This is a genomic window from Pseudoxanthomonas sp. SGT-18 (assembly GCF_003931645.1).
Classification (GTDB): Bacteria; Pseudomonadota; Gammaproteobacteria; order Xanthomonadales; family Xanthomonadaceae; genus Pseudoxanthomonas.
Window position 1 is genome coordinate 1 of the sequence record NZ_RRYJ01000007.1, and the last position, 23,542, is coordinate 23,542.

The 23,542-nt window shown below is 70.6% G+C and carries 18 protein-coding genes; 6 read left to right on the plus strand and 12 right to left on the minus strand.

Annotation, left to right across the window (positions count from 1 at the left end):
• Positions 1–642: 642 nt before the first annotated feature.
• From EIM47_RS10315 to EIM47_RS10335, 5 genes are all read right to left on the minus strand, one after another.
• Positions 643–1,428: a succinate dehydrogenase iron-sulfur subunit gene (locus EIM47_RS10315; RefSeq protein WP_019397706.1), complete on the minus strand. Its 786-nt coding sequence runs from the start codon at positions 1,426–1,428 to the stop codon at positions 643–645.
• Between the two features lie 21 nt (positions 1,429–1,449).
• Complete coding sequence (gene sdhA, locus EIM47_RS10320) at positions 1,450–3,243, minus strand: succinate dehydrogenase flavoprotein subunit (RefSeq protein ID WP_019397705.1); 1,794 nt, start codon at positions 3,241–3,243, stop codon at positions 1,450–1,452.
• 22 nt (positions 3,244–3,265) lie between these two features.
• On the minus strand, positions 3,266–3,649 hold the full coding sequence (gene sdhD, locus EIM47_RS10325; protein ID WP_019397704.1) for a succinate dehydrogenase, hydrophobic membrane anchor protein: 384 nt from the start codon (positions 3,647–3,649) through the stop codon (positions 3,266–3,268).
• The gene (gene sdhC / locus EIM47_RS10330) at positions 3,646–4,038 is read right to left on the minus strand and encodes a succinate dehydrogenase, cytochrome b556 subunit (protein ID WP_019397703.1); all 393 of its coding nucleotides are present in this window, start codon (positions 4,036–4,038) and stop codon (positions 3,646–3,648) included. Before sdhC ends, sdhD begins: the two co-directional genes overlap by 4 nt.
• A 67-nt stretch (positions 4,039–4,105) precedes the next feature.
• Positions 4,106–4,258, minus strand: a complete 153-nt coding sequence (locus EIM47_RS10335) for a DUF1674 domain-containing protein (RefSeq protein ID WP_232211008.1) — start codon at positions 4,256–4,258, stop codon at positions 4,106–4,108.
• Between the two features lie 90 nt (positions 4,259–4,348).
• On the opposite strand from EIM47_RS10335, the gene EIM47_RS10340 reads away from it, so the two are divergent.
• On the plus strand, positions 4,349–5,191 hold the full coding sequence (locus EIM47_RS10340; RefSeq protein WP_019397702.1) for a hypothetical protein: 843 nt from the start codon (positions 4,349–4,351) through the stop codon (positions 5,189–5,191).
• 17 nt (positions 5,192–5,208) lie between these two features.
• On the opposite strand, the gene ugpC is transcribed toward EIM47_RS10340, so the two are convergent.
• The gene (ugpC, locus tag EIM47_RS10345) at positions 5,209–6,291 is read right to left on the minus strand and encodes a sn-glycerol-3-phosphate ABC transporter ATP-binding protein UgpC (RefSeq protein WP_125076851.1); all 1,083 of its coding nucleotides are present in this window, start codon (positions 6,289–6,291) and stop codon (positions 5,209–5,211) included.
• 333 nt (positions 6,292–6,624) lie between these two features.
• Between ugpC and zwf the strand changes: the two genes are divergently transcribed.
• From zwf to eda, 5 genes are all read left to right on the plus strand, one after another.
• A complete protein-coding gene (zwf, locus tag EIM47_RS10350; protein ID WP_125076852.1) occupies positions 6,625–8,070 on the plus strand; it encodes a glucose-6-phosphate dehydrogenase in 1,446 nt (481 codons plus the stop codon).
• A gap of 2 nt (positions 8,071–8,072) precedes the next feature.
• Positions 8,073–9,065: a glucokinase gene (glk, locus tag EIM47_RS10355; RefSeq protein WP_019397699.1), complete on the plus strand. Its 993-nt coding sequence runs from the start codon at positions 8,073–8,075 to the stop codon at positions 9,063–9,065.
• Positions 9,062–9,775, plus strand: a complete 714-nt coding sequence (pgl, locus tag EIM47_RS10360) for a 6-phosphogluconolactonase (RefSeq protein ID WP_125076853.1) — start codon at positions 9,062–9,064, stop codon at positions 9,773–9,775. The genes glk and pgl overlap by 4 nt, the downstream gene beginning before the upstream one ends.
• A 116-nt stretch (positions 9,776–9,891) precedes the next feature.
• Positions 9,892–11,805, plus strand: coding sequence for a phosphogluconate dehydratase (edd, locus tag EIM47_RS10365; protein WP_028915259.1), 1,914 nt, complete (start codon positions 9,892–9,894; stop codon positions 11,803–11,805).
• A gap of 85 nt (positions 11,806–11,890) precedes the next feature.
• The gene (gene eda / locus EIM47_RS10370; RefSeq protein ID WP_028915260.1) at positions 11,891–12,550 is read left to right on the plus strand and encodes a bifunctional 4-hydroxy-2-oxoglutarate aldolase/2-dehydro-3-deoxy-phosphogluconate aldolase; all 660 of its coding nucleotides are present in this window, start codon (positions 11,891–11,893) and stop codon (positions 12,548–12,550) included.
• A 59-nt stretch (positions 12,551–12,609) separates the two neighbouring features.
• Here eda and EIM47_RS10375 read toward each other — a convergent pair whose 3' ends face one another.
• The 6 genes from EIM47_RS10375 to EIM47_RS10400 form a co-directional block, all read right to left on the minus strand.
• Positions 12,610–15,744: a discoidin domain-containing protein gene (locus EIM47_RS10375; RefSeq protein ID WP_125076854.1), complete on the minus strand. Its 3,135-nt coding sequence runs from the start codon at positions 15,742–15,744 to the stop codon at positions 12,610–12,612.
• Positions 15,745–15,770: 26 nt separating this feature from the next.
• On the minus strand, positions 15,771–16,607 hold the full coding sequence (locus EIM47_RS10380; protein WP_026010316.1) for a carbohydrate ABC transporter permease: 837 nt from the start codon (positions 16,605–16,607) through the stop codon (positions 15,771–15,773).
• Positions 16,608–16,621: 14 nt separating this feature from the next.
• Positions 16,622–17,500, minus strand: a complete 879-nt coding sequence (locus EIM47_RS10385; protein WP_125076855.1) for a sugar ABC transporter permease — start codon at positions 17,498–17,500, stop codon at positions 16,622–16,624.
• The gene (locus EIM47_RS10390; protein ID WP_019397692.1) at positions 17,497–18,783 is read right to left on the minus strand and encodes a sugar ABC transporter substrate-binding protein; all 1,287 of its coding nucleotides are present in this window, start codon (positions 18,781–18,783) and stop codon (positions 17,497–17,499) included. The genes EIM47_RS10385 and EIM47_RS10390 overlap by 4 nt, the downstream gene beginning before the upstream one ends.
• Entirely contained in the window at positions 18,783–20,435 is a 1,653-nt protein-coding gene (locus tag EIM47_RS10395; protein WP_026010315.1) for a glucoamylase family protein, read from the minus strand. The genes EIM47_RS10390 and EIM47_RS10395 overlap by 1 nt, the downstream gene beginning before the upstream one ends.
• A 102-nt stretch (positions 20,436–20,537) precedes the next feature.
• Entirely contained in the window at positions 20,538–23,507 is a 2,970-nt protein-coding gene (locus EIM47_RS10400) for a TonB-dependent receptor (protein ID WP_019397690.1), read from the minus strand.
• Positions 23,508–23,542: the final 35 nt, after the last annotated feature.

Genomic DNA, 23,542 nt, shown 5'->3' on the forward strand with positions numbered 1-23,542 from the left:
CTATCGAAAATTTTTGGGAAGGCCTTTCGCGAAAATTTTTTCATGCTGCATCGCCCGTTCATCACAGGCACGGCCTGCAGCCACTTCTGCCACGCCTTCAACGCCGGCCGGCAAGGCGCAGGCCGGCGTCTCCCCCACACGCGGCAGCGTTGGTGCCCGCATGCCTGCGGGCACTGGTCTCACTGGGCGGGTCCTGCTGCGGCCCGGCCCTCCCGAGGGCGCCAGACGCAAAGGCGGAAGAAGCGTCGCGATGCACCTGCAGCTTATGCCGGGCATCTTGCAGTCCCGGTACCGGGCATGGGAGCGCAATCATGGTCATCGGGAATGAAACATCCGCCCTCGCCTGCCAGTGAAGGACAGATGCCGGAGCGGCGCGTCCCACGACGCGATGGCCGGAACGGGAGAGCTGCTACCTGGACCGGGCGCTTCCAGGCTCGGGGCCATGCCTGCGCCTGCCCCCTGCACGCAGGCGTCGACGCCTCGGGACTCCCGCGGGACGCCGGTACGCCTGCAAGGCACCGGGCCAAGGCGGGATTGTTCACGCAGGAGGGCCCTTCGACGGAGCCGCGCCGCCGCTGGAACGGCGCAAAGAAAAAGCCCGGCCGTGGGGCCGGGCTTTCCATGGCTGCGCAGACCGCCAGGTCAGGCGCGGCGGGCCATCATCAGCTTCTTGATCTCCGCGATCGCCAGGGCCGGGTTCAGGCCCTTCGGGCAGGTCCGCGCGCAGTTCATGATGGTGTGGCAACGGTACAGCTTGAACGGGTCCTCGAGGTCGTCCAGGCGCGCACCGGTGTCCTCGTCGCGCGAGTCCACGATCCAGCGGTAGGCCTGCAGCAGGATCGCCGGGCCCAGGTAGCGCTCGCCGTTCCACCAGTAGCTCGGGCAGCTGGTCGAGCAGCAGGCGCACAGGATACACTCGTACAGGCCGTCCAGCTTCTTGCGGTCCTCAGGCGACTGCAGGCGCTCGCGGTCCGGCGGCGGCGGCGTCTGGGTGCGGATCCAGGGCTTGATCGAGGCGTACTGCGCGTAGAAGTGGGTCAGGTCCGGGACCAGGTCCTTGACCACGTTCATGTGCGGCAGCGGGTAGATCGGCACCTCGGCCTTGCGGCAGTCTGCGATGGCGCGGGTGCACGCCAGCGTGTTGGTGCCGTCGATGTTCATCGCGCACGAGCCGCAGATGCCCTCGCGGCAGGAACGCCGGAAGGTCAGGGTCGGGTCGATCTCGTTCTTGATCTTGATCAGCGCGTCCAGGACCATCGGACCGCACTTGTCGAGATCGATCTCGTAGGTGTCGGTGCGCGGGTTGGCGCCGTCGTCCGGGCTCCAGCGATACACCTTGAAGGTGCGCACGTTCTTCGCGCCGGCCGGCGCGGGATAGTGCTTGCCCTTGGTGATGCGGGAATTCTTGGGGAGTGCAAACTCTGCCATTGGTCTGTCTCTGGCCCTGGCTCAGTACACGCGTGGCTTGGGCGGCACCACATCCACATCCTTGGTCAGGGTGTACATGTGCACCGGACGGTAGTCGAAGCTGGTCTTGCCGGTCTCCGCGTCCACGGTGACCAGGGTGTGCTTCTGCCAGTTGGCGTCGTCGCGCTCCGGATAGTCCTCGTGCGCGTGGGCGCCGCGGCTTTCCTTGCGCTGCTCGGCCGAGTTGATGGTGGCGACGGCGTTGAGCAGCAGGTTGTGCAGCTCGTAGGTTTCGATCAGGTCGGAGTTCCAGACAAGCGAGCGGTCGGAGACGCGGACGTCCTGGAAGCTGTCGTAGATCTGCGCCATCTTCTCGCAGCCTTCCTTGAGCGTCTTGCTGGTGCGGAACACCGCGGCGTCGGCCTGCATGGTGCGCTGCATCCGGTCGCGGATGACCGCGGTCGGGGTGTCGCCGTTGGCGTGGCGCAGCTTGTCCAGGTGGGCCAGCGCCTTGTCGCAGGCGTCGGACGGCAGCGGCTTGTGCGGGGCGCCCTTCTTGATGGTCTCGGCGCAGCGGTTGGCCACCGCGCGGCCGAACACCACCAGGTCCAGCAGCGAGTTGGAGCCCAGGCGGTTGGCGCCGTGCACCGACACGCAGGCTGCCTCGCCGATCGCGTACAGGCCCGGCACGACCGCATCCGGGTCGTCGCCGACCTTGCGCACCACTTCGCCGTGGTAGTTGGTCGGGATGCCGCCCATGTTGTAGTGCACGGTCGGGATGACCGGGATCGGCTCCTTGTGCACGTCGACGCCGGCGAAGATGCGGGCGCTCTCGGCGATGCCCGGCAGCTTCTCGTCGATCACCTCCGGGCCCAGGTGGGTCAGGTCGAGCAGGATGTGGTCCTTGTGCTCGCCGACGCCGCGGCCCTCGCGGATCTCGATGGTCATCGAGCGCGACACCACGTCGCGCGAGGCCAGGTCCTTGTAGTGCGGGGCGTAGCGCTCCATGAAGCGTTCGCCGTTGGCGTTGCGCAGGATGCCGCCCTCGCCGCGGACGCCCTCGGTGATCAGGCAGCCGGCGCCGTAGATGCCGGTCGGGTGGAACTGCACGAACTCCATGTCCTGCATCGGCAGGCCGGCACGCATCACCAGGCCGCCGCCGTCGCCGGTGCAGGTGTGGGCGGAGGTCGCGCTGAAGTAGGCGCGGCCGTAGCCGCCGGTGGCCAGCACCACGCCGTGGGCGCGGAACAGGTGCAGCGTGCCCTCGGCCATGTCCAGCGCCAGCACGCCGCGGCACACGCCCTCGTTGTCGAAGATCAGGTCGAGCGCGAAGTACTCGATCATGAACCGGGCGTTGTGCGCCAGCGACTGCTGGTACAGGGTGTGCAGCATGGCGTGGCCGGTGCGGTCGGCGGCCGCGCAGGTACGCTGCGCCGGCGGGCCCTCGCCGAAGCGGGTGGTCATGCCGCCGAACGGGCGCTGGTAGATCTTGCCGTCCTCGGTGCGGGAGAACGGCACGCCGTAGTGCTCCAGCTCGATGATGGCCGGGATCGCCTCGCGGCACATGTATTCGATGGCGTCCTGGTCGCCCAGCCAGTCCGAGCCCTTGATGGTGTCGTAGAAGTGGTAGCGCCAGTCGTCCTCGCCCATGTTGCCCAGGGCGGCGGAGATGCCGCCCTGGGCGGCGACGGTGTGCGAACGGGTCGGGAAGACCTTGGTCAGGCACACCGTCTGCAGGCCCTTCTGGGCCAGGCCGAAGGTGGCGCGCAGGCCGGCGCCACCGGCGCCGACGACGACCATGTCGTACTTGTGTTCGGTGATCTTGTAAGCGGACATCGGGTCTGTTTCCTTTGCGCGGTCAGCCGGCCAGCGCGATGCGGGCCACGGCGAAGATGCTGACGATCGCGCCAAGCACCGCGATGAACTTCACGCTGACCTGGAGCGCCAGGGCCAGCAGGGAATTGTGGACGTAGTCCTCCAGGACCACCTGCAGGCCCAGCTGGGCGTGCCAGAACATGGCGACCAGGAAGCCGACCAGCAGCACCGCGTTCCACGGCTTGGACACGGCCTCGGTGGCGGCCAGGTAGTCGCTGCCGGCCAGGCTCACGACGAAGTACACGAACCACAGCGACAGGAACGCCAGCGCGGTGGCGGTCAGGCGCTGGTGCACGAAGTGCTCGGTGCCAGCCTTGGCCGCACCCAGGCCACGCACGTTCTTCAGGGGGGTACGGTAACGGCTCACGCGGCACCTCCGTTCAGCGCAAAAGCCCACACGATCGCGGTGATCACCAGGCTGCCGATGATCGACAGCCAGCTGTTGCGCACGAACACCGGGATGCTGAACCCGTGCGCGAAGTCCTGGGCGATGTGGCGGATGCCGTTGCACAGGTGGTAGGCAAAGCACCAGGTCCAGCCAAACAGGAACACCTGGCCGTACCAGGCGCCGGCATGGTCGCTGAAGCAGGCCCAGCTGTCCGGGCCGAGCATCAGCGCCAGCAGGCCACCGGCAAGGACCAGGGCGCCGCCGGCCAGGACGATGCCCGTGGCGCGGTGGAGGATCGAGGTCACCATCTGGACCTGCCAGCGGTACACCTGCAGGTGGGGTGACAGGGGGCGTTCGCGGCTGCTCATTCGCTGGCTCGTAGTCTCGGCTGTGCGGGCAAACCGCCCGCGTGGCTCCTGGGGCGCTGCCTTCGCATCAGAAATCGATGCAGCGTCCGTTCTTCTCCCAGTCCCCGTAGCGGGTCGGTTCCGGACCCTCTCGCCCGCCGATCTCGCGCGGCGGCGCCTTCGCGGCGTCCTTGTCGAGCGACGGCGCGGCTTCCGGCGCGTCTTCGTCCTCTGGAACCACGGGGCTATGACCTATCATGGATAGTCCTTTGCAAGCGCAAAATTTTAAGCCGGGGTTAACGTGCCTGACAACCAGCCCCTACCAAGCCCCTTGAATCTCCGGGAGTTTTTCGCGCTGGACGGGTGGTCCGTCCTCGCCCTGGAAGGCCCCGACGCGGCGGTCTTCGCGCATGCCCAGTTCGCCAGCGACGTACGGGCGCTGGCGACCGGGCACTGGCAGTGGAGCACCTGGCTCAACCCCAAGGGCCGGGTAATCGCCCTGTTCGCCCTGCTGCGCACCGGCGACGGAAGCTTGCGCATGCTGCTGCCGGATGCCAATGCGACGTTGGTCGGCGATGCCCTGCGCCGCTTCGTGTTCCGGCGCAAGGTGGTGCTGGCGCCGCGCGCGGACCTGCACGTGGCCGGCGCGTTCGGCGCGGCGCAGCCGGCACCCGGCGTACTGGAAGGCGCCGAGGACGCCCCCGATGGGCTGCGCCTGGGCATCGCCCCGGGCCGCGTGCTGCGGATTGGCACCTCCCCTGCCCCGGCGTACGCGGAGGCGGTCGCCGCCTGGGACGTCGCCGACCTGCGCGCCGGGATCCCGCGCCTGCCCGCGTCCCAGGCCGAGCAGTGGACCCCGCAGCAGCTCGGGCTGGAGCGGCTGCGCGCCTTCAGCGTGAGCAAGGGCTGCTATCCGGGCCAGGAAATCGTGGCCAGGACCCATTTCCTGGGCAAGGCCAAGCGCCAGCTGGTGCTGTTGCGTGCGGGCGATGCGGCGGAGGCCGGCGCCGAGGTCGCGCAGGACGGGCGCGCCATCGGCAACGTGGTGGCGGCGGCCGGCCAGGCACCGCGCCTGGCGCTGGCGGTGCTGCCGCTGGAACTGGCGGACGCGCCGCTGGCGGCCGCGGGGGCACCGGCCACGGTCGAGCCATTCGCGGAAGTCGCCGCCCCCTGAGTTCGCGCGGGCCGGCGCTAGGCCACCAGGCGGCGGCCATCGCGGGGATCGAAGAAATGCACGCGCGCCGGGTCCGGGCGCAGGCGCACGCGGTCGCCGGGCGCCGGCAGGTCGCTCGGGGGCAGCCGCGCCACCAGCGCCTGCCCGCCGAAGTCCAGGTGCAGGTAGGCCTCGCTGCCCACCGCCTCGACCACCTCGACCCGCGCCTCCAGGCCCTCCCCCTCCCGCACCGGCAGCAGGTGTTCGGGGCGGATGCCCAGCACCACCTCCTGCTCCAGCCAAGCCGGCGGCACCTCCACCCCGGGCAGCGGAACCGGCGCGCCCTGCGCCATCTCCAGGCGCAGGCCGCCCCCGGCATGCAGGCGGCCGCGCAGTACGTTCATCGCCGGACTGCCGAGGAAGCCGGCCACGAACAGGTTGGCCGGGCGGTCGTACAGCGCCATCGGGGTATCGATCTGCTGCACCCGGCCGCCATCCAGCACCACGATGCGCTGGCCCAGGGTCATGGCCTCGACCTGGTCGTGGGTGACGTAGACCATGGTGGCGCCCAGCCGCTGGTGCAGGCGCGCGATCTCTGTGCGCGTGCCGTGGCGCAGCTTGGCGTCCAGGTTCGACAGCGGCTCGTCCAGCAGGAACACCGCCGGCTCGCGCACCAGGGCGCGGCCCAGGGCCACGCGCTGGCGCTGGCCACCCGACAGCTCGGCCGGACGCTTGTCCAGCATGCCTTCCAGGCCCAGCATCCCGGCCGCCGAGGCGACCCGGCGCTCGACCTCGGCGCGCGTGGCGCCGCGCAGCTTCAGGCCGAACGCCAGGTTCCCGGCCACGGTCATGTGCGGATAGAGCGCGTAGCTCTGGAACACCATGGCGATGTCGCGGTCGCGCGGCGCCACGTCGTTGACCACCCGCCCGCCGATGCGCAGGGTGCCGGAGGTGATTTCCTCCAGCCCGGCGATCATGCGCAGCAGGGTGGACTTGCCGCAGCCCGAAGGCCCGACCAGCACCACCAGCTCGCCATCGCCGATCGTGAACGAGGCCTCGTGCACGGCCACGTGGCCGTTGCCGTAGACCTTGCGCACCTGTTCCAGCTGGACGTCCGCCATCGGCATCTCCGCATACGTATTCAACCAGCCCGCGCCGGGCGCGGACCGAGGACGCGATGATGTCACGGCCGGCGATGCAGGCGACGTGGCGGGTTCCCATGCCGCGTCCTCGCGGCCGGGCCAGCGGGTGCCGCCGCAACATACGCAGCAGCATGCGACGGACCGTTTCCGTGGACACTTTCCGGCCCACTGGACATTGCCCAAGGGGGCGGCCATATTTCGGAAGTTTCACGCATTACCTGCGGTCACCTGCCACCTTCCACCCGCTGCCCGGCGGGTGCGATCCGAAGAGAACCCACCGAACCAATGCCCCACCCCACGGAAGCCCACCGGATGCATGACACCCTGTTGCTGTTCGGCGCCACCGGCGACCTGGCACAGCGCTACCTGTTCCCCTCGCTCCTGCGCCTGATGGGCGACGGCCTCCTGCCGGAGGGCTTCCGCGTGCGCGCGATGGCGCTGTCGCCGCACGACACGGAGAAGTTCCGCGCGATCCTGCGCGAGCGCTTCGCCAACCTGGGCCACTACACGCCCTCGCCGGACCTGGTGGAGGCGTTCCTGCAGCGCGTGGACTACCGTTCGGTGGACATGCGCACCCCGGCCTCGGTGGCCGAGGCGGTGCGCGACATGACCGACCGCCCGTGCGTGAGCTATCTGTCGATCCCGCCGGGCCTGTACATCAGCACCTGCGAGGGCCTGGCCCTGGGCGGCGCGTTCGCCGCGCCCAGCCGGCTGATGCTGGAGAAGCCGATCGGCGCCGACCTGGCCTCGGCGCGCGAGATCAACGGCACGATCGGCAAGCTGATCGACGAGGACCGGATCTTCCGCATCGACCACTACCTGGGCAAGGCGGCGGTGCAGAACCTGCTGGCGCTGCGCTTCGGCAACGCCCTGCTGGAGGCGGTGTGGAACCGCAACTACATCGACTCGGTGCACATCCTGGTGTCCGAGAGCGAGGGCGTGGACGGGCGCAACTCCTACTACGCCCGCTCCGGCGCCCTGCGCGACATGGTCCAGAGCCACATCCTGCAGCTGCTGTGCCTGGTGGCGATGGAGCCGCCGGCCTCGCTGGAGGCCGACCGCATCCGCGACGAAAAGGTCAAGGTGCTGCGCGCCCTGCGCCCGTTCTGCGCCTCCGAGGCGCGCCGCCACAGCGTGCGCGGCCGCTACACCGCGGGCACCATCAACGGTGAGCCGGTGCAGGGCTACGCGCCGCCGGATGACAGCGATGTCGAAACCTTCGTCGGCGTCACCGCGCACATCGACAACTGGCGCTGGGCCGGGGTGCCGTTCCACCTGTGCACCGGCAAGCGCATGGCCGAGCGCTCAACCGTGGTCACCGTGACCCTCAAGCCGGTCACCCACTGGCTGTTCGAGCGCCCGGACCGCAACAACGCCGTGCCCAACCGCCTGACTTTCCGCCTGCAGCCGCAGGAGGACATCGAGCTGGGCCTGATGAGCAGCCTGGCCGGCCCGGAATGGGGCACCCTGGAGCTGCATCCGCTGGAACTGCAGCTGTCCTCGGAGACCGGCCAGAACCGCCGCATCGCCTACGAGCGCCTGTTCCTGGATGCCTTCCACGGCAACCACGCCCTGTTCGTGCGCAATGACGAGGTCGAGGCCGCCTGGGCCTGGATCGACAGCGTGGTCGACGCCTGGCGCGCCGACAACTCGCCGCTGCAGCCCTACCCGGCCGGCAGCTGGGGTCCGGAGGACGCGGCCGTGTTCCTGCCTGAAAGCTTCGACGCCGTCGCGCGTCCGGCACGCGACGCCCGCTGACCATGGCCGAACTGTTCCTGATCGCCGACATCGGCGGCACCAACGCGCGTTTCGCCCTGGCCGACCCAGGCGCCCCGGTCCCGCTGCTGGAGGACAGCGTGCGCGAGTTCGCGGTGGCCCAGTTCCCGTCGCTGGCCGAGGCCGCGCGCCACTACCTCGACCAGGCCCAGGCCAGCGCCCACCGCGGCGTGTTCGCCGTCGCCGGCCGGGTTGACGGCGACGAGGCGCGCATCACCAACCATCCGTGGGTGATCTCGCGCCCGCGCACCCGCGAGATGCTGGGCTTCGAGCAGGTCTACCTGATCAACGACTTCGCCGCCCAGGCCATGGCCATCAGCCTGTACCGGGCCGAGGACGTGGTGCCGATCGGCGGCGTGTCCTGGACCCCGGCGCCGCTGGGCGAGCCGCGCACCTACGCCGTGCTCGGCCCGGGCACCGGCCTGGGCGTGGGCGGGCTGGTGGTGCGCGACGGCCGCTGCTACCCGCTGGAGACCGAGGGCGGCCACGTCAGCTTCCCGCCGGGCACGCCGGAGGAGATCCGCATCCTGGAAATCCTGTCGGCGCAGTTCGGCCGCGTCTCCAACGAGCGCCTGATCTGCGGCCCCGGCCTGGTCAACATCCACCGCGCCCTGTGCGAGATCGCCGGGGTCGACCCGGGCCTGCTCGAGCCCAAGGACGTCACTGCCCGCGCCGCCGCCGGCGACCCGCTGTGCATGCGCGCGGTGGACGTGTTCTGCGCGGTGTTCGGCGCCATTTCCGGCGACCTGGTGCTGACCCTGGGCGCCTGGGACGGCGTGTTCCTCACCGGCGGCCTGGTGCCGAAGATGCTGGACTCGCTGCGCCATTCCGGCTTCCGCCAGCGCTTCGAATACAAGGGCCGGTTCTCGCCGACCATGGCCCGCGTGCCCTCGCTGGCGGTGCTGCATCCGCATGCCGGCCTGCTCGGCGCGGCCGCCTACGCGGTGGACATGGTCCGCCGGGAGGGCCTGGCGTGATCGCCGATCCGCGCATCGAATGGCTCGAACACGCCGGCGTGGACGCCTGGGGCGAGGCGATCGCCGCCGACCTCCAGGCCGCGCTGGCCGCCGACCTGGCCACCCGTGGCCGTGCCCGCGCCCTGCTCTCCGGCGGCACCACCCCGGCGCCGGCCTACACCCGGCTGGCGCAGGCGCCGCTGGACTGGTCGAAGGTGAGCGTCGGCCTGGTCGACGACCGCTTCGTGCCCGCCGACCATCCGGCCAGCAACACCAGGCTGATCCGCGAGAGCCTGCTGGAGCGCGCGCCCGGCCTGCATTTCGAGCCGCTGGTACGCGAGGGGCTGTCGGCCGCCGAATGCGTGGAAGCCGCCAACCGCGAATCGGCCAACGCGCAGGATCCCTGCGTGGCGGTGCTGGGCATGGGCAACGACGGCCACACCGCCTCGCTGTTCCCCGGTTCGGTGGACCTGGACGCGGCGCTGGCCGCGCAGGACGACTACGCCGTGCTCGACGCCACCGGCTGCCCGGTCGCGGCCGAGTGGACCACGCGCATCACCCTCACCCGCGCCGGCCTGGCCCGCTGCCGCCGGCACCTGCTGCTGCTGCGCGGCGAGGCCAAACGCGAGGTGCTGGAGCGTGCCCTGGCCGGCGACGACGTGCGCGAAATGCCGATCCGCGCGGTGCTGGGCCTGAGCGCCAGCCCACTGCGCGTACACTGGTGTCCTTGATGCGAGGCCCGCCGCCCGCACCTGTCTGATACCGGGGCGGCACGCCCCGGGCCCGCCGCCCCGTCCCTGCAGCCCGCGCCGGCGACGGCGCCAGCTCCGCCACTTCCTGGTACGACATGAGCCTGCATCCGAAGATCGAAGCCGTCACCGAGCGCATCCGCAAGCGCAGCGCCCCCTCGCGCGCCGCCTACCTGGCAGGCATCGACGAGGCGGTGCGCAACGGCCCCAACCGCACCCCGCTCAGCTGCGCCAACCTGGCCCACGTGTTCGCCGCCTGCGGCGAGCACGACAAGGCCCGCCTGCGCGGCTCGGCGACGCCCAACCTGGGCATCATCACCGCCTACAACGACATGCTCTCGGCGCACCAGCCGTACGAGCACTACCCGGAGCGGATCCGCGCCCTGGCCCGCGAGCTGGGTGCCACCGCGCAGGTGGCCGGCGGGGTGCCGGCGATGTGCGACGGCGTCACCCAGGGCCGCGGCGGCATGGAGCTGTCGCTGTTCTCGCGCGACGTGATCGCCCAGGCCACCGCCATCGGCCTGAGCCACGACGCCTTCGACGCGGCCCTGTACCTGGGCATCTGCGACAAGATCGTGCCGGGCCTGCTGATCGGCGCCCTGGCCTTCGGCCACCTGCCGGCGCTGTTCGTGCCGGCCGGCCCGATGCCCTCGGGCATCCCCAACAAGAAGAAGGCCGAGGTGCGCGAGCGCTACGCCGCCGGCGAGGCCACCCGCGAGGAACTGCTGGAGGTGGAGGCTCAGTCCTACCACTCCCCGGGCACCTGCACTTTCTACGGCACGGCCAACTCCAACCAGGTGCTGCTGGAGGCCATGGGCGTGCAGCTGCCGGGCAGCTCGTTCATCAACCCGGGCACGCCGCTGCGCAAGGCGCTGGACGAGGAAGCCGTGCGCCGGGTGCTGCAGATGACCGCGCTGGGCGATGACTACCGTCCCCTGGGCCGGCTGATCGACGAGCGCGCCATCGTCAACGCCATCGTCGCGCTGATGGCCACCGGCGGCTCGACCAACCACACCATCCACTGGATCGCCGTGGCCCGCGCCGCCGGCATCGTCCTGACCTGGGACGACATGGACCAGATCTCGCAGGTGGTGCCGCTGCTGGCGCGCGTGTACCCCAATGGCGAGGCCGACGTGAACCGCTTCCAGGCCGCCGGCGGCGTGCCGTTCGTGTTCCGCGAGCTGCTGGACGCAGGCCTGATGCACGACCTGCAGACCGTGGTGCCGGAAGGCATGCGCGCCTACACCCGCGAGCCGCGCCTGGAGAACGGCGTGCTGGGCTCGGCCCCCGCGGCGGCGGCCTCCGGCGACGAGAGCGTGGTGCGCACCGTGGCCGCGCCGTTCGAGAGCCAGGGTGGCCTGCGCCTGCTCCGCGGCAACATCGGCCGCGCCCTGATCAAGCTGTCGGCGGTCAAGCCGGAGCACCGCTGCGTCGAGGCACAGGCGGTGGTGGTCGACGCCCCGCAGAAGCTCAACAAGCTGCACGCCGCCGGCGTGCTGCCGCACGACTTCGTCGCGGTGGTCACCTACCAGGGCCCGCGCGCCAATGGCATGCCCGAGCTGCACTCGCTGGCGCCGCTGCTGGGCATGCTGCAGAACCAGGGCCGCAAGGTGGCGCTGGTCACCGACGGCCGCCTGTCCGGCGCATCAGGCAAGATCCCGGCGGCGATCCACGTCACCCCGGAAGCGGCGCGCGGGGGCCCGATCGGCAAGATCCGCGACGGCGACATCGTGCGCCTGGACAGCGAGGCCGGCGTGCTCGAAGTACTGGTCGACGCGGCCGAGTGGAACGCCCGCGAGGTGGCACCCAACACCAGCCGCGCGGCGCACGACCTGGGCCGCAACCTGTTCGCCTACAACCGCGCCAACGTCGGTCCGGCCGACCAGGGCGCAACCTCGATCTCCTGTGGCCCGCCGGCGCACGACGGCAGCGCCTGGGACTACGACGCCGAGTACGAACTGGGCAGCACGGCCGAGGCGGCGCTGGCGCCGCACGCCGAGAAGGACAACTGAGCTACCGCCGCCGCGCCCGCGGCGGCCCACCCCATGCACGCGCGGCCCGTGGCCGCGACCCCGCACTTACGGAGCCACCGATTCCATGAGCATCGACCAGACCCAGGCCAAGGCCGAACAGCTGCTGAGCCAGGCCGGCATCCTGCCGGTGGTCACCGCCGACAGCGTCGACGAGGCGCGCAAGCTTTCCGCCGCGCTGCTCAAGGGCGGACTGACCGCGATCGAACTGACCCTGCGCACCCCCTGCGCGCTGGATGCGCTGGTGGCGCTCAAGAAGGAACTGCCCGGCATCGCCGTGGGCATGGGCACGGTGACCACGGTCGAGCAGATGCAGAAGTGCATCGAGCTGGGCGCCGATTTCCTGGTCACCCCGGGCACCCCGGCCGAACTGGCCGACGCGCTGGCCAGGGCGCCGATCCCGGCCGTGCCCGGCGGTGCGACCCCGACCGAATTCCTGTCGCTGATGGCGCGCGGCTTCCGCGTGTGCAAGCTGTTCCCGGCCAACGCGGTCGGCGGCCTGGCCATGCTCAAGGGCCTGGCCGGCCCGCTGGCCGAGCTGAAGATCTGCCCCACCGGCGGCATCACCGAAGACACCGCGGCCGAGTTCCTGGCCCAGCCGAACGTGGTCTGCGTGGGCGGCTCGTGGATGGTGCCGAAGAACTGGCTCAAGGCCGGCGAGTGGGACAAGGTCGAGGCCAGCGCGGCCAAGGCCGCCGGGATTGTTGCCGCGGCGCGCGCGGCCTGAGCCGCCTCACCTCGACACCAGGAAAGCCGGGCAATGCCCGGCTTTTTTGTTGCCGACGGTTACGGACCGGCCACCTCGATCCTTACCTCTGCCCCGGGCCGGGTGATGCGCAGCTCGCCACCGGTCCACTTGGCGGGGCGGCCATCGATCGTCGTCCGTCCGGGATGGCCCGCGTATGGCCAGGGCAGCACCAGCCCGCCCGGCGGCAGCCCTGCGTCGCCGGCCACGTCCAGCTGCAGCTGTCCGTCGCGGCGGCGCAGCGCGTAGCCGAGGCGGCCGTGGGGGGTGTGCAGGCCGCGCACCTGGATGCCCTCGCCTTCCAGCCAGTCCAGCGGCACGCCGGCGGCCAGCACCAGGCTGTCGTCGCGCTCGCGGTGGTAGGCGAACATGTCCAGCGCCGAGCGCACGAAGTCCGAGGCCACCCAGGCATGCGGCAGGTCGCCGACGAAGAACGGCTTGCGCGGCGTGGCCGAGACCACCTCGGCCCACTGGTTCCAGGGCGGCGGCGCGCGGTCGGCGAAGAAGTACTCCACCGCCTGCCAGGCGCGGTCGCGCCAGCCCAGGCGCACGAAGGCGGCCACGTTGCGCCACTCGTAGGGCGTGTAGTCCTTCCATTCGCGGCGGCCGTCGCGGCGCTCGACGAACTGCTGCCAGTAGCGCTCGAAGGTGTTCTCCAGCAGCTCGCGCGGCAGCCAGTCCTGCTCGCCGCCCGGGGCCAGCGCGATGGTGGTCGAGGTCGGGTCGAAGTCGCCCAGTTCCGCGGCGCCGGGCAGGTAGTCGATGCCATGGCGGGCGGTGGCGGCGCGCAGCGATGCGGCGAGGTCGGCGCGGAACTGGTCGCGCGCGGCGGCCATGCGCCGGGCCTCCTCGCGCAAGCCCAGCGCCTGGGCCACTTCCACCGCGTCCTTGTAGCCGCGCAGGGCCCAGAAGTTGTCCCAGTACGAGTGCATCGGCTTGGCCGAATAGCCCTCGTGGCTGATCGACACCGGCATCATCCCGTAGAAGGCCGGGTCGCGCCTGCGGTTCTCCTCCGTGCGCTCGCTGGCGCGCAGCCGTTCCATGTAGTCGAACGCACCGCGCACGTGCGGCCACATCCGCTGCAGGAATTCGCGGTCGCCGGTGTAACGCCAGTACTCGGCGATGTTGAACACCAGCTCGCCGTGGCTGTCGTTCTCCGGCACCGGGTCGCTGCCGCGCGCGTCGACGCAGCACGGGACCTTGCCGTTCTCGAACTGGTAGGGCGCGTACCACTCCAGGTACTGGCGCACGACCTCGGGCCGCCCCAGGCGCAGCAGGCCTTCGGAGATCATCGCCCCGTCGCGGATCCAGCTGCGCGAATACGAGCGCGTGCCCGGCTGCAGGCGCGGGCCGACGCGCGAGACCAGCATGTGCGCCAGCGCGGTGCGCACGGTGGCGGCGAAGTCGCGGCCCTCCGCCGGGAGCCGCAGCTCCACCTGGCCCAGCAGTTCCTGCCAGCGCGCAGCGGTTTCTTCGGCGGCACGCGCGGCGTCGAAACCGGGCGGCGGAGCAGTTTCGCCGTCCAGCGGCGCGACCAGGGCGACCTCGCGTTCCTCGCCGGGGGCCAGCCGCCAGCGGTACAGCAGCATGCCCGAGGCCAGGCCGGTCGGATCCTCCACCGCGGATGCGGCAGGGATGTCGCCGGAGGCCAGGCGCTGCACGTCCAGCCCGGCGTCGAACGGCGTGGCAAAGGCCTGGTCCGGTGGCCGGGTCGCGTAGACCCGCGGCCGGCCGTCCACCGACACGGTGGCGCCGTCGATGGCCAGCGAGCTGATCGGGCTGACGCCGCCGATGGTGTTGAGGAACTGCGCCGGCGGATTGACCTGCAAAGGCCGCACCGCCAGCGCCAGCACGTACTCGCGTGGTTGTGGATGCGGGTTGCGCAGGCGGTAGCGCGCGACCACGCGCGAGTCGCCCGCCTGGCCATGGGCGAAGGCGGAAACCTGCAGCGCCGGCGCATCGCCGCCTTCGCCGGCCGCGGTCCACTCCACCTCCGGCATGGGCAGCCCCTCGCCGGGCAGGCGCTGCACCGGCTTCACGTCGGCCCAGCCGACGAGCCGGCCGCCTTCGAGCACGAAGGGCTCGATGCTGAAGCCGCCACGCGCCAGCTCGACCGCGCCGTCCTCGCCGACCAGGCCCTGCTCGCTGCCACCATCGACGCCGATGATGGTCCAGTAGGGCTGCTCGCCGCTGAAACCGCGCGGCAGCCAGCCGCGCGGCAGCTCGCGGGCCAGGGCCTTGATGAAATCATTGGGATGGGCCGAGAACTCCAGCGGCTGCACCTGCGCCTCGGCCAGGGCGTAGCGTCCGCCTTCCAGCCGCAGCGCGATCCGCCGCGCCTCCGCTTCCGGCAGCGCCAACCAGTCGCTGTCACCGCGGCCCTGCTCGACCGTGCGCACCGTGCGCCACTGGCCGTCGGCATCTTCCAGTTCCACCGCGTAGCGCTGCGGGCGCCGGCGGGCATCGGCCCAGCGCAGCACCAGGCCACCGAACTCGCGCTCCTGGCCCAGGTCCAGCAACAGGCGCTGGCGGCCGCGGGCCTCCCAGGCCGTGCCGCGGTCGCCGTCGATGGCGTGCACGGCGCGGGCGGCGGCAGTGCTGGCCTCCACCGCAACGGCCGCCGGCGGGGTGGCCGGATCCGGCGGCAGCGGTTCCAGCGCCAGCTCGTCGAAGCAGACGCTGCCGCGGCCGCCGGCATTGTTGTAGATGGTGAACTCGACCTTGGCACTGCGGCGGAGCACGCGATCCGGATCCGGGCCCCAGGCCTTGTCGATGTGGCGGGTGCGGTAGCGCACCTCGGTCCAGTCGGCCGGGAAGTCGTAGCGCGGGCGGTTGACCCAAAACACGTTGTCGCCGCTGGCGTCGACCAGCTTGAACTGCAGGTCGTTGGCCGGGGAATCGCCGCGCAGGTGGAAGGAGAAGCGGTAGTTGTCCGGGTACTCCAGCGGCAGGTCGCGCTGGATGCCGGCGTAGCCGGACACACCGTTGAAGTCGTAGTCCAGGCATAGGGCCCCGCCCCGGGCGCCTTCGACGCGGCGGATCGCACCGCTGACCTGGTCGGACGCGACCACCCTCCACGGCGCCGGATCCTCGAACCCGTCCAGCACCCGCGCCTGCGCGCCGGCGACGGCGGGATGCAGCGCCAGTGCGCCCGACAGCAGGATGGCTCCACGCATCGCCACAGGCACCATCGACGAACCTCCTATCCCTTGACGCTGCCCAGCAGCAGGCCCTGGATGTAGTAGCGCTGCAGCAGCAGGAACAGCAGCAGCACCGGCAGCACCGTGACCACCGCGCCGGCCATCATCAGTTCCACGTCCATGATGTGCTCGCGCGAGAGCGTGGCCAGGGCCACCGGCAGGGTGTAGTGCTCCTGGTCGGTGAGCACGATCAGCGGCCACATGAAGTCGTTCCAGGCGGCCATGAAGGAGAAGATCGCCAGCGTCACCAGCACCGGCTTGAGCATGGGCAGGACGATGGAGAAGAAGATCCGCCACTCCCCCGCCCCGTCGATCCGCGCCGCCTCCAGCAGCTCGTCGGGGATCGAGCGCGCGTACTGCCGCACCAGGAAGATGCCGAACACGCTGGCCAGCGCCGGCAGCACCACGCCGGCGTAGCTGTTGACCAGGCCCAGCTGCTTCATCAGCAGGAACAGCGGCAGCATCGCCACCTGCGCCGGCACCACCAGCGCCGCCAGCAGCAGCTGGAACAGCCGGTCGCGGCCGCGGAAGCGCAGCTTGGCGAAGGCATAGCCGGCCAGGGTGTTCACCAGCAGCGAACCGATGGTGATCGCGCCGGCCACCAGCAGGCTGTTGAGGAAGTTGCGGCCCATGCCGGTGCGGCCGAACAGCGCCCGGTAGTTCTCCCCGCTCAGCTCCGAGGGCAGCAACGGCGGCGGGAAACGCGCGGCCTCGCCGGTGGGCATGAACGACACCGAGAGCATCCACAGCAGCGGAGCCAGGCTCACCAGCGCCAGCGCAAACAACGCGCCGTTGACCAGCAGCGCGTGCAGGCGCGACTGCCCGACCTCGCGCCCGATGGACTGCCCTGCGCTCATACCATCCCCCTGCGGCGGCCGAGCCGCAGCATCAGCGTGGTCGCCGCCAGGATCACCACGAACAGCAGGAAGGCCACGGCCGAGGCGCGGCCCAGGTTCCACCACTTGAAGCCTTCATCGAACATGAAGTACAGCACGCTGACCGTGCTCTGCAGCGGGTCGCCGCGGGTCATCACGTAGGGCTCGGCGAACAGCTGGAAGTAGCCGGACACGGTGATCACCCCGACCACCAGCAGCACCGGCCCCAGCTGCGGCAGGGTGATGTGCAGGAACTGCTGCCAGCGCGAGGCGCCGTCGATGCGCGCGGCCTCGTACAGGTCGCGCGGGATGGCCTGCAGGCCGGCGAGGAAGATCACCATGTTGTAGCCGAAGTTCTTCCACACCGCGAACAGGATGATGGTCGGCATCGCCCAGCGCGGGTCGCCCAGCCAGTCGACCGGGTCGATGCCCAGGTGGCCCAGCGCCCAGTTCACCAGGCCGTAGCTGGTATGGAACAGGTAGCGCCAGATCACCGCCACCGCCACAAGGGTGGTGACCACCGGCGCGAACAGCGCGGTGCGGAACAGGCCGCGCAGCCGCGCAGCCGGGGCGTTGAGCAGCAGCGCCGCGCCCAGCGACACCGCCACCGACAACGGCACGCCCACCACCACGAAATAGGTGGTGTTCCACAGCGCCTTCCAGAACAGCGGCGTGCGCAACAGCTCCAGGTAGTTGTCCAGGGCGACGAAGCGCAGGTTGCGCATGTCCGCCAGCGCGTACAGGTCGAAGTCGGTCAGGCTCAGCGCCAGCGCCGACAGCACCGGCAGGGCGAAGAACAGGCCCAGCACCAGCAGCGCCGGGCCCACGAACAGCCATCCGGCCAGGCGCGCGCTCATCGCCCCGCCCCCTGCGCGGCGGCGCGTTCGTGGATCCAGCGCCGCTTGGCGAGGATGCCGTCGACCCGCGCATCCAGCTCGCGCGCGGCCGCGTCCTGGGCCAGGCCGCCGCGCACCACCCGCTCGGTGACCAGGCGCATCTCCTGGGCGATGCGCTCCCACTCCAGCACCTTGGGCGCCGGCTTCGCGCGCTCCAGCTGGTCGCGGAACGCGGCGGCCAGCGGGTCGCCGGCCAGGTCCGGGTGTTCCCAGGCGCTGCGGCGCGGCGGCAGGTCGCCGATCAAGGCGTGGAAGCGCTGCTGGATGTCCGGGCGCGAAAGGAACTCCACCAGCTTCCAGGCCTGTTCCGAACGCGGCGAGCCACGGAACAGGACCAGGCTGGTGCCGCCGGCGATGCCCGCGCCCGGGCCGTGCGGCCCCGGCAGCGGCATCGTGCCCCACTGCCCTTCCAGCTGCGGCGGCTGGCGGCGGCGGAACTCGCGGATGTTCCAGGGCCCGGACAGGTAGAACGCGTAGGAGCCACGGAAGAATTCGTCCCAGACGTTGGAGATCTGGGTCTCGGAGACCTTCGGCGCCCAGCCCTGCTCGAACACGTTGGCGTAGAACGCCAGCGCGCGGCGGAAGCCGGGGCTGGAGAAGTTGCCGCGGGTGTCGTCGTCGCGCAGCAGCGGGTCGTCCTGCTGCAGCGCCAGCGACAGCTGCTGCTCGAATTCGTTGAGCGGCATCAGGATGGCGTGGCGCCCGGGCCCCAGGTGGCGCTTGACCGCGGCCATGGCCTGCTCCCACTCGGCCCAGGTGCGTGGCAGCTGTCCAACCCCGGCCTCGCGCAGCAGGTCCTTGCGGTAGAACAGCAGGCGCGTGTCCACGTACCACGGCACGCCCACCAGCTGGCCGTCGACCACGGCGGTGTCCCAGATGCCCGGGAAGTAGTCGGCCGGTTCAATGCTGGCCGAGGCATCCACCCGCGCCTGCAGCGGTTGCAGTGCGCCCAGCTGGGCGAATTCGGGGATCCAGGTATTGCCGAGCTGGCACACGTCCGGCATCGCGTCGGCGGCGAACGCGGTCAGCAGCTTCTCGTGCGCGGCGGTCCAGGGGATCTGCTGGATCTCCACCTCGATCCCGCTCTCGCGCTCGAACTCCTCGACCAGGACGCTTACCACCTCGGCCTCGCGGCCCATCGCCCAGAAGCGCACCGGCTGCGCGGCCGGGTCGCCGCCGCAACCGGCCAGCAGCAGCGCCAGCAACGGCAGCAGGCAGGCACGCAGCAGCCGCGGCGTGGCCATCACTGCCTCGGCGGCTGCGCGCGGTTGGCCGCGGCCGGCTCTTCCCTGCGCTGCTGCTCCTTGCGCTGGGCCTCGGCGGCCGCCGCGCGCGACTCGGCCATGCCCAGCGCGCGCGCGTCGGCGGCGCGGCGGTCGGCTTCCATGCCCTCGTCCTCGTCCTCCGGCGCCAGCCAGCCGCCGCGGAAGCCGGCACGCTCCAGGCCGGTGCGGATGTACGGGCTCTTCTTCATCACCGACCACACGAACTCGTTGCGGTAGTTGGCGATCATCGCCAGGATCGGCCCCTGGTCGATGCCGATGTAGTCGCTGGCCACCCAGCCCTTGCCGGGGACGATGCGCCCGGTCTTGAGCGGGATGTCGTAGTTGAAGCTGGGGTTGAACGAGTCCAGGAAGCCGTAGCTGGAGTACAGGTAGTCGCCGTAGCGGCGGAGCATCTCCTCCGTGGCCGGGATCACCACCTCCGGCGCGAACACGATCGAGGAGATCGCCGCGGTCGGGGCGATGGTGCCGTCGTCGAAGTTCTCGCGCAGGCCGGCGCCGCGCGAGGAATAGTGGCGGAATTCGCGCTCCTCGCCGCGGTAGATCTGGCGGGTGTTCTGCGGGCCGTCGCCGGCGGTCAGGCCCCAGACGTTCTCGCCGTAGTCCTTCCACTTCATCGGGTTGGCGATGGCGTACTCGCGCTGGGCCAGCGCCGCGCGGCGGCTGTTGAGGAAGTAGTCGATCCCGCGTTCGCGCATGTACTGGTCCTGGATGTCGCGGAAGTCGATCCAGACATGGCTGTACTGGTGGCCGAACAGCGGGCCGAAGCTCAGGTACTCCTGGCCGTAGTACACGCCCCAGTCGTTGTTGTAGGTGCGGGTCCACACCGTCCAGGCCTCCGGCTCGACCGCGTGGGTCGGCGAGCCCAGGGCCAGGATGTACAGCAGCATGGCCTCGTTGTAGCCCATCCAGTCGTGCTGGATGAACCCGCTCTCGGGGAACCAGCCCATCGAGATCAGCGGCGGGCGCACCTGCAGCCACTTCCAGTCCACCCGGCGGTAGAGCTGGTCGGCCAGCTTGCGGATCTCCTGTTCGCGTGGGTCGTCGCCTTCGTAGTAGGCCTGGGCGAACAGCACGCCCATCATCAGGATCGCGGTGTCCACGCTGGACAGCTCCACCCAGCTGTCGTAGCGGTGGCCGTTCTGCATGTCGAGGAAGTGGTAGTAGAAGCCCTTGTACGCACCGCGCCCGGTGGCCTGGGGCCCCTGCGGGATGTCGCGCAGGAAGCGCAGCGTGGTCAGGGTGCGGTCCACCGCCTGGGTGCGGCTGACCCAGCCGTTCTCGATGCCGATCGGGTACGCGGTCAGGGCGAAGCCGATCGAGGCCACGCTGGCGAACGGGCGCGAGGGATAGCGGTCCGGGGTCAACCCGTTCTGCTCGTTGGTGGTGTCCCAGAAGAACTGGAACGTGCGCCGCTCGATGTCGCGGAACAGCGGCGGCAGTTCCGGCCGCGGCGGGCGTTCGGGGAGCACGGGCTCGATCAGGATCACGTCGGGCTTGGGCGGCGGCGGCAGCTCGGCCGGCGGCGGCGGCGTTTCCTGCCGGCATCCGGCCAGCAGCAACAGGAGGCCCGCCAGGGGGACGATGCAGCGTTGCCAGTACCACCGTTTCAAGACCGCTCTCTCCTCATTGCCGCCGGCGGCGGGACCGGATCCGCCCCATGCCGTGCGCGCCGCCGCCCCGGTGCAGGCAGGCCGGCGGCGGCGCGCCGGCGCTCACCAGTCGATCCCGAGCGTCAGCTTGAACGTGCGCGTCGGCAAGGCGATCGACAACGGCGTGCCCCAGGCCGGATTCTGCGGCTCGCCCGCGCCTCCGCGCCAGTCCTCGTAGCCGTCGTAGTTGGACCAGTTGAACACGTTGAGCACGTCGCCGCGCACGCGGAAGCTGATTCCGCCGCCGGTGTCCCAGACCTTCTCAAGCGCCACGTCCAGCTGCTTGAACTCCTCGTCCGGGGTGTAGCTGTCGTAGTAGCAGTACGCCCAGGCGGAGACGTTGCAGTTCTGGTAGTAGCGCGGGGTGGCGTCGGCCCAGGTGCCCTTGCCGGAGAAGGTCGTGCCCCAGGGGCCGTCCCAGATGCCGGTCAGCACCACCCGGTTCTCCGGCACCTTGCCCGGGAACCAGCCGTAATCCTCGATCCGTTCGGCGTTGAATGCGCCCGGCCAGCCGTCGACCGGGCTGTTCTGCTCCGAATCGGTCCAGGTGTAGGCCAGGGTCACGCCCCACGGCGAGGCGTTGGTGTACGGCTTCTCCACCTTGAGGTAGACCGAGCGGGTGCGGGTCTCCAGCGCGTTCTGCGCCAGGATCAGGTTGGAGAACGGGGCGAAGCCGATGCCCCACGGCGGCGGATCGGTCGCGTCCGGCGGATCGGAGGGGAAGAAGCTGCCGTCGTCGCGGCGGTTGCCCAGCAGGAACGCGATGCCGTCGTGGCTGCGCACGTAGGACAAGGTCAGCTCGGTGCTCCAGTCGTGCCCGCCCAGCGCCCAGGTGTCGCGGATGCCGAGGCTGAACTGGTCCGAGTACGGGACCTCCAGGTCGTTGTGGTTGAGGAACACCTCGCGCGCGCCGGCCACGCTGGCCGAGGCGCGCAGGAACTCCGGATCCAGGTAGCGCGGGTCCCAGGCACGGCAGGTCGCCCCGGTGGCGGTGTCGCAGGGGTGGGCCGGGGTGTCGAAGTCGTAGGTGTACTGGCCCCAGCTGGCCTTGGAGACCTCGTTCTGCAGGTAGTCGAACAGGTTGCGGTCGTAGGAACGGCCGGCGCCGCCGAACAGCACGTGGCGCTGGTCGCCGAAGAAGTCCCAGGAGAAGCCCAGGCGCGGGGCCCAGTTGTCCTTGTCCGCCTTGCGGTTGTTGCCGGTGCTGATGTAGTCCTCGACGTCCACGCTGGAGCCCGGAAGCGCGGCGTTGGAGGCGCGCAGCGCGTCCACCACCTGCTGCGGGGTGACGTAGTCCTCGTAGCTGGGCGTCTGCTCGTAGTCCCAGCGCACGCCCAGGTTGACGGTCAGGTGCTCGTTGACCTCCCAGTCGTCCTGGATGTAGATGCCGAACTGCTTGTTGCCGGAGGAGGCGGTGCCGTTGCCGAACCCGGCGACCGGCGCGCCGAACTCCACGTGCACCGGCACGTCCAGGCTTTCGTTGATGTCGTAGTAGAAGACCGGGTTGTACTTGTTCTGCTCCAGGGTCTTCAGGTCGACCTTCTTGTACTTGATGCCCATCTTCAGCGTATGGCCGTCCCAGCCGCTGTAGGTGAGGTCGTCCTGGAAGGACCAGCCCTTCTGGCCCTTGTCCTGGTAGTTGTCGCTGCCGCCGCTGCGGACGATGGTGTCGGTCCAGTTGCCGTCGCTGAGGTAGTAGCCAGGCACGAAGTTGGCCGGCAACGGGCTCCAGAACGCGTCCTCGTAGGTGATGTGGGCGTCGTTGAGCCAGTCGCCCGCGGTCAGCTGGTAGCGCAGGTCGACCCGGGTCTCCTCGTTGGTGTTGAGCGTGGCCGCCGGCGGCAGGCGCTGGTCCTGCACCTGGATGGTCTCGCTCTCGTCGCGGTACTTGGCGGTGAGCTCGAAGTAGTGGTTCTCGCCGAACAGCCAGTCGACCTTGGCGAAGTACAGGTCCTCCTTGAACGGCGAGGTGTAGGTGCCGGTGCCGTACTGCTCGCGCAGGTCGGGCGGCAACTGGTCGGGGGTGTAGCCGCGGCCGAGCAGGAAGTTGCGGGGGGTCTGGTACTCCTTGGCCTCGTAGGCGAGGAAGAAGTGGGCCACGTCGCGGATGATCGGGCCGCCGAAGCTGACGCCATACTGCTCCTGCTTGCTCTCGGCCTTGGTCGCGCCCTCGCGCTCCTCGAAGCGGCTGCGCGAGCGCCACTCGGTGCTGGTGCGGTCCCAGAAGAAGCTGCCCTCGAACTCGTTGGAGCCGGAGCGGGTGGCGGCCACGATCGCCGCGCTGCTGAGCTGGTCGAACTCGGCCTTGTAGTTCTGGGTGATGACCTTGTACTCGCCGATCGCCGACTGCGGGAAGGGGTTGCCGCGGCTGGTGTCCTGGCCGCTGATGCCGCCAGTGGTCACGTAGTTCTTCTGGCCCACGCCGTCGATGAACACGTTGACCGCGTTGGCGCTCTGCGCGCCGGAGCGGATCCGGGTGTTGCCGCTGGCGTCGGTGATGAACTGCACGCCCGGCGCGGTGTCGGCGAAGGCGAGGAAGTTGCGGGTGTTCTGCGGCAGCGCCTGGATCTGCTTCTGGGTGACGTAGCTGGCCACCTCCGAGGTGCGGGTCTCCACCGCGGCCTGCGCGGTGACCTGCACCGCCTCCAGGGTGGTCGCCTCGCCGGTCGGCGCGCCCTCCGGCAGGCCGCCCACGCCCAGGTCCACGGTCGCGGTCTGGCCAACCTGCACCGTCAGCTCGCGCGAGGCGGTCTGGCCGTTGGCGTCGACCTCCACGCGATAGGTGCCCGGCGGCAGGCCGGCCAGGGTGTAGCGTCCCTCGCCGGACACGCGCACGCTGCGCCGCAGGCCGGTGGCGGTGTTGACCGCGGTGACGGTGGCGCCGGCCGCGGGCGCGGAATCGGCATGCACGTGGCCGCGGATGGTCGCGGCCGAGCTTTGCGCCAGCGCCGCGCCGCTACCCAGCGCCAGGCAGCCTGCCAGCGCCAGGCTCAGCAGGCTGCGCGCGGGCCGATCGGTTCCAATGCGTTTCATCGCTCCCTCCCAGGATGGATGGGCCTGATGCGGTC

Bases quoted from the DNA above. Each gene is read 5' to 3' on its own strand.
- EIM47_RS10315 (WP_019397706.1), bottom strand. From the start codon at position 1,428: ATGGCAGAGTTTGCACTCCCCAAGAATTCCCGCATCACCAAGGGCAAG.
- sdhA (WP_019397705.1), bottom strand. From the start codon at position 3,243: ATGTCCGCTTACAAGATCACCGAACACAAGTACGACATGGTCGTCGTC.
- sdhC (WP_019397703.1), bottom strand. From the start codon at position 4,038: ATGAGCAGCCGCGAACGCCCCCTGTCACCCCACCTGCAGGTGTACCGC.
- ugpC (WP_125076851.1), bottom strand. From the start codon at position 6,291: ATGGCGGACGTCCAGCTGGAACAGGTGCGCAAGGTCTACGGCAACGGC.
- zwf (WP_125076852.1), top strand. From the start codon at position 6,625: ATGCATGACACCCTGTTGCTGTTCGGCGCCACCGGCGACCTGGCACAG.
- glk (WP_019397699.1), top strand. From the start codon at position 8,073: ATGGCCGAACTGTTCCTGATCGCCGACATCGGCGGCACCAACGCGCGT.
- edd (WP_028915259.1), top strand. From the start codon at position 9,892: ATGAGCCTGCATCCGAAGATCGAAGCCGTCACCGAGCGCATCCGCAAG.
- eda (WP_028915260.1), top strand. From the start codon at position 11,891: ATGAGCATCGACCAGACCCAGGCCAAGGCCGAACAGCTGCTGAGCCAG.
- EIM47_RS10375 (WP_125076854.1), bottom strand. From the start codon at position 15,744: ATGCGTGGAGCCATCCTGCTGTCGGGCGCACTGGCGCTGCATCCCGCC.
- EIM47_RS10385 (WP_125076855.1), bottom strand. From the start codon at position 17,500: ATGAGCGCGCGCCTGGCCGGATGGCTGTTCGTGGGCCCGGCGCTGCTG.
- EIM47_RS10390 (WP_019397692.1), bottom strand. From the start codon at position 18,783: ATGGCCACGCCGCGGCTGCTGCGTGCCTGCCTGCTGCCGTTGCTGGCG.
- EIM47_RS10400 (WP_019397690.1), bottom strand. From the start codon at position 23,507: ATGAAACGCATTGGAACCGATCGGCCCGCGCGCAGCCTGCTGAGCCTG.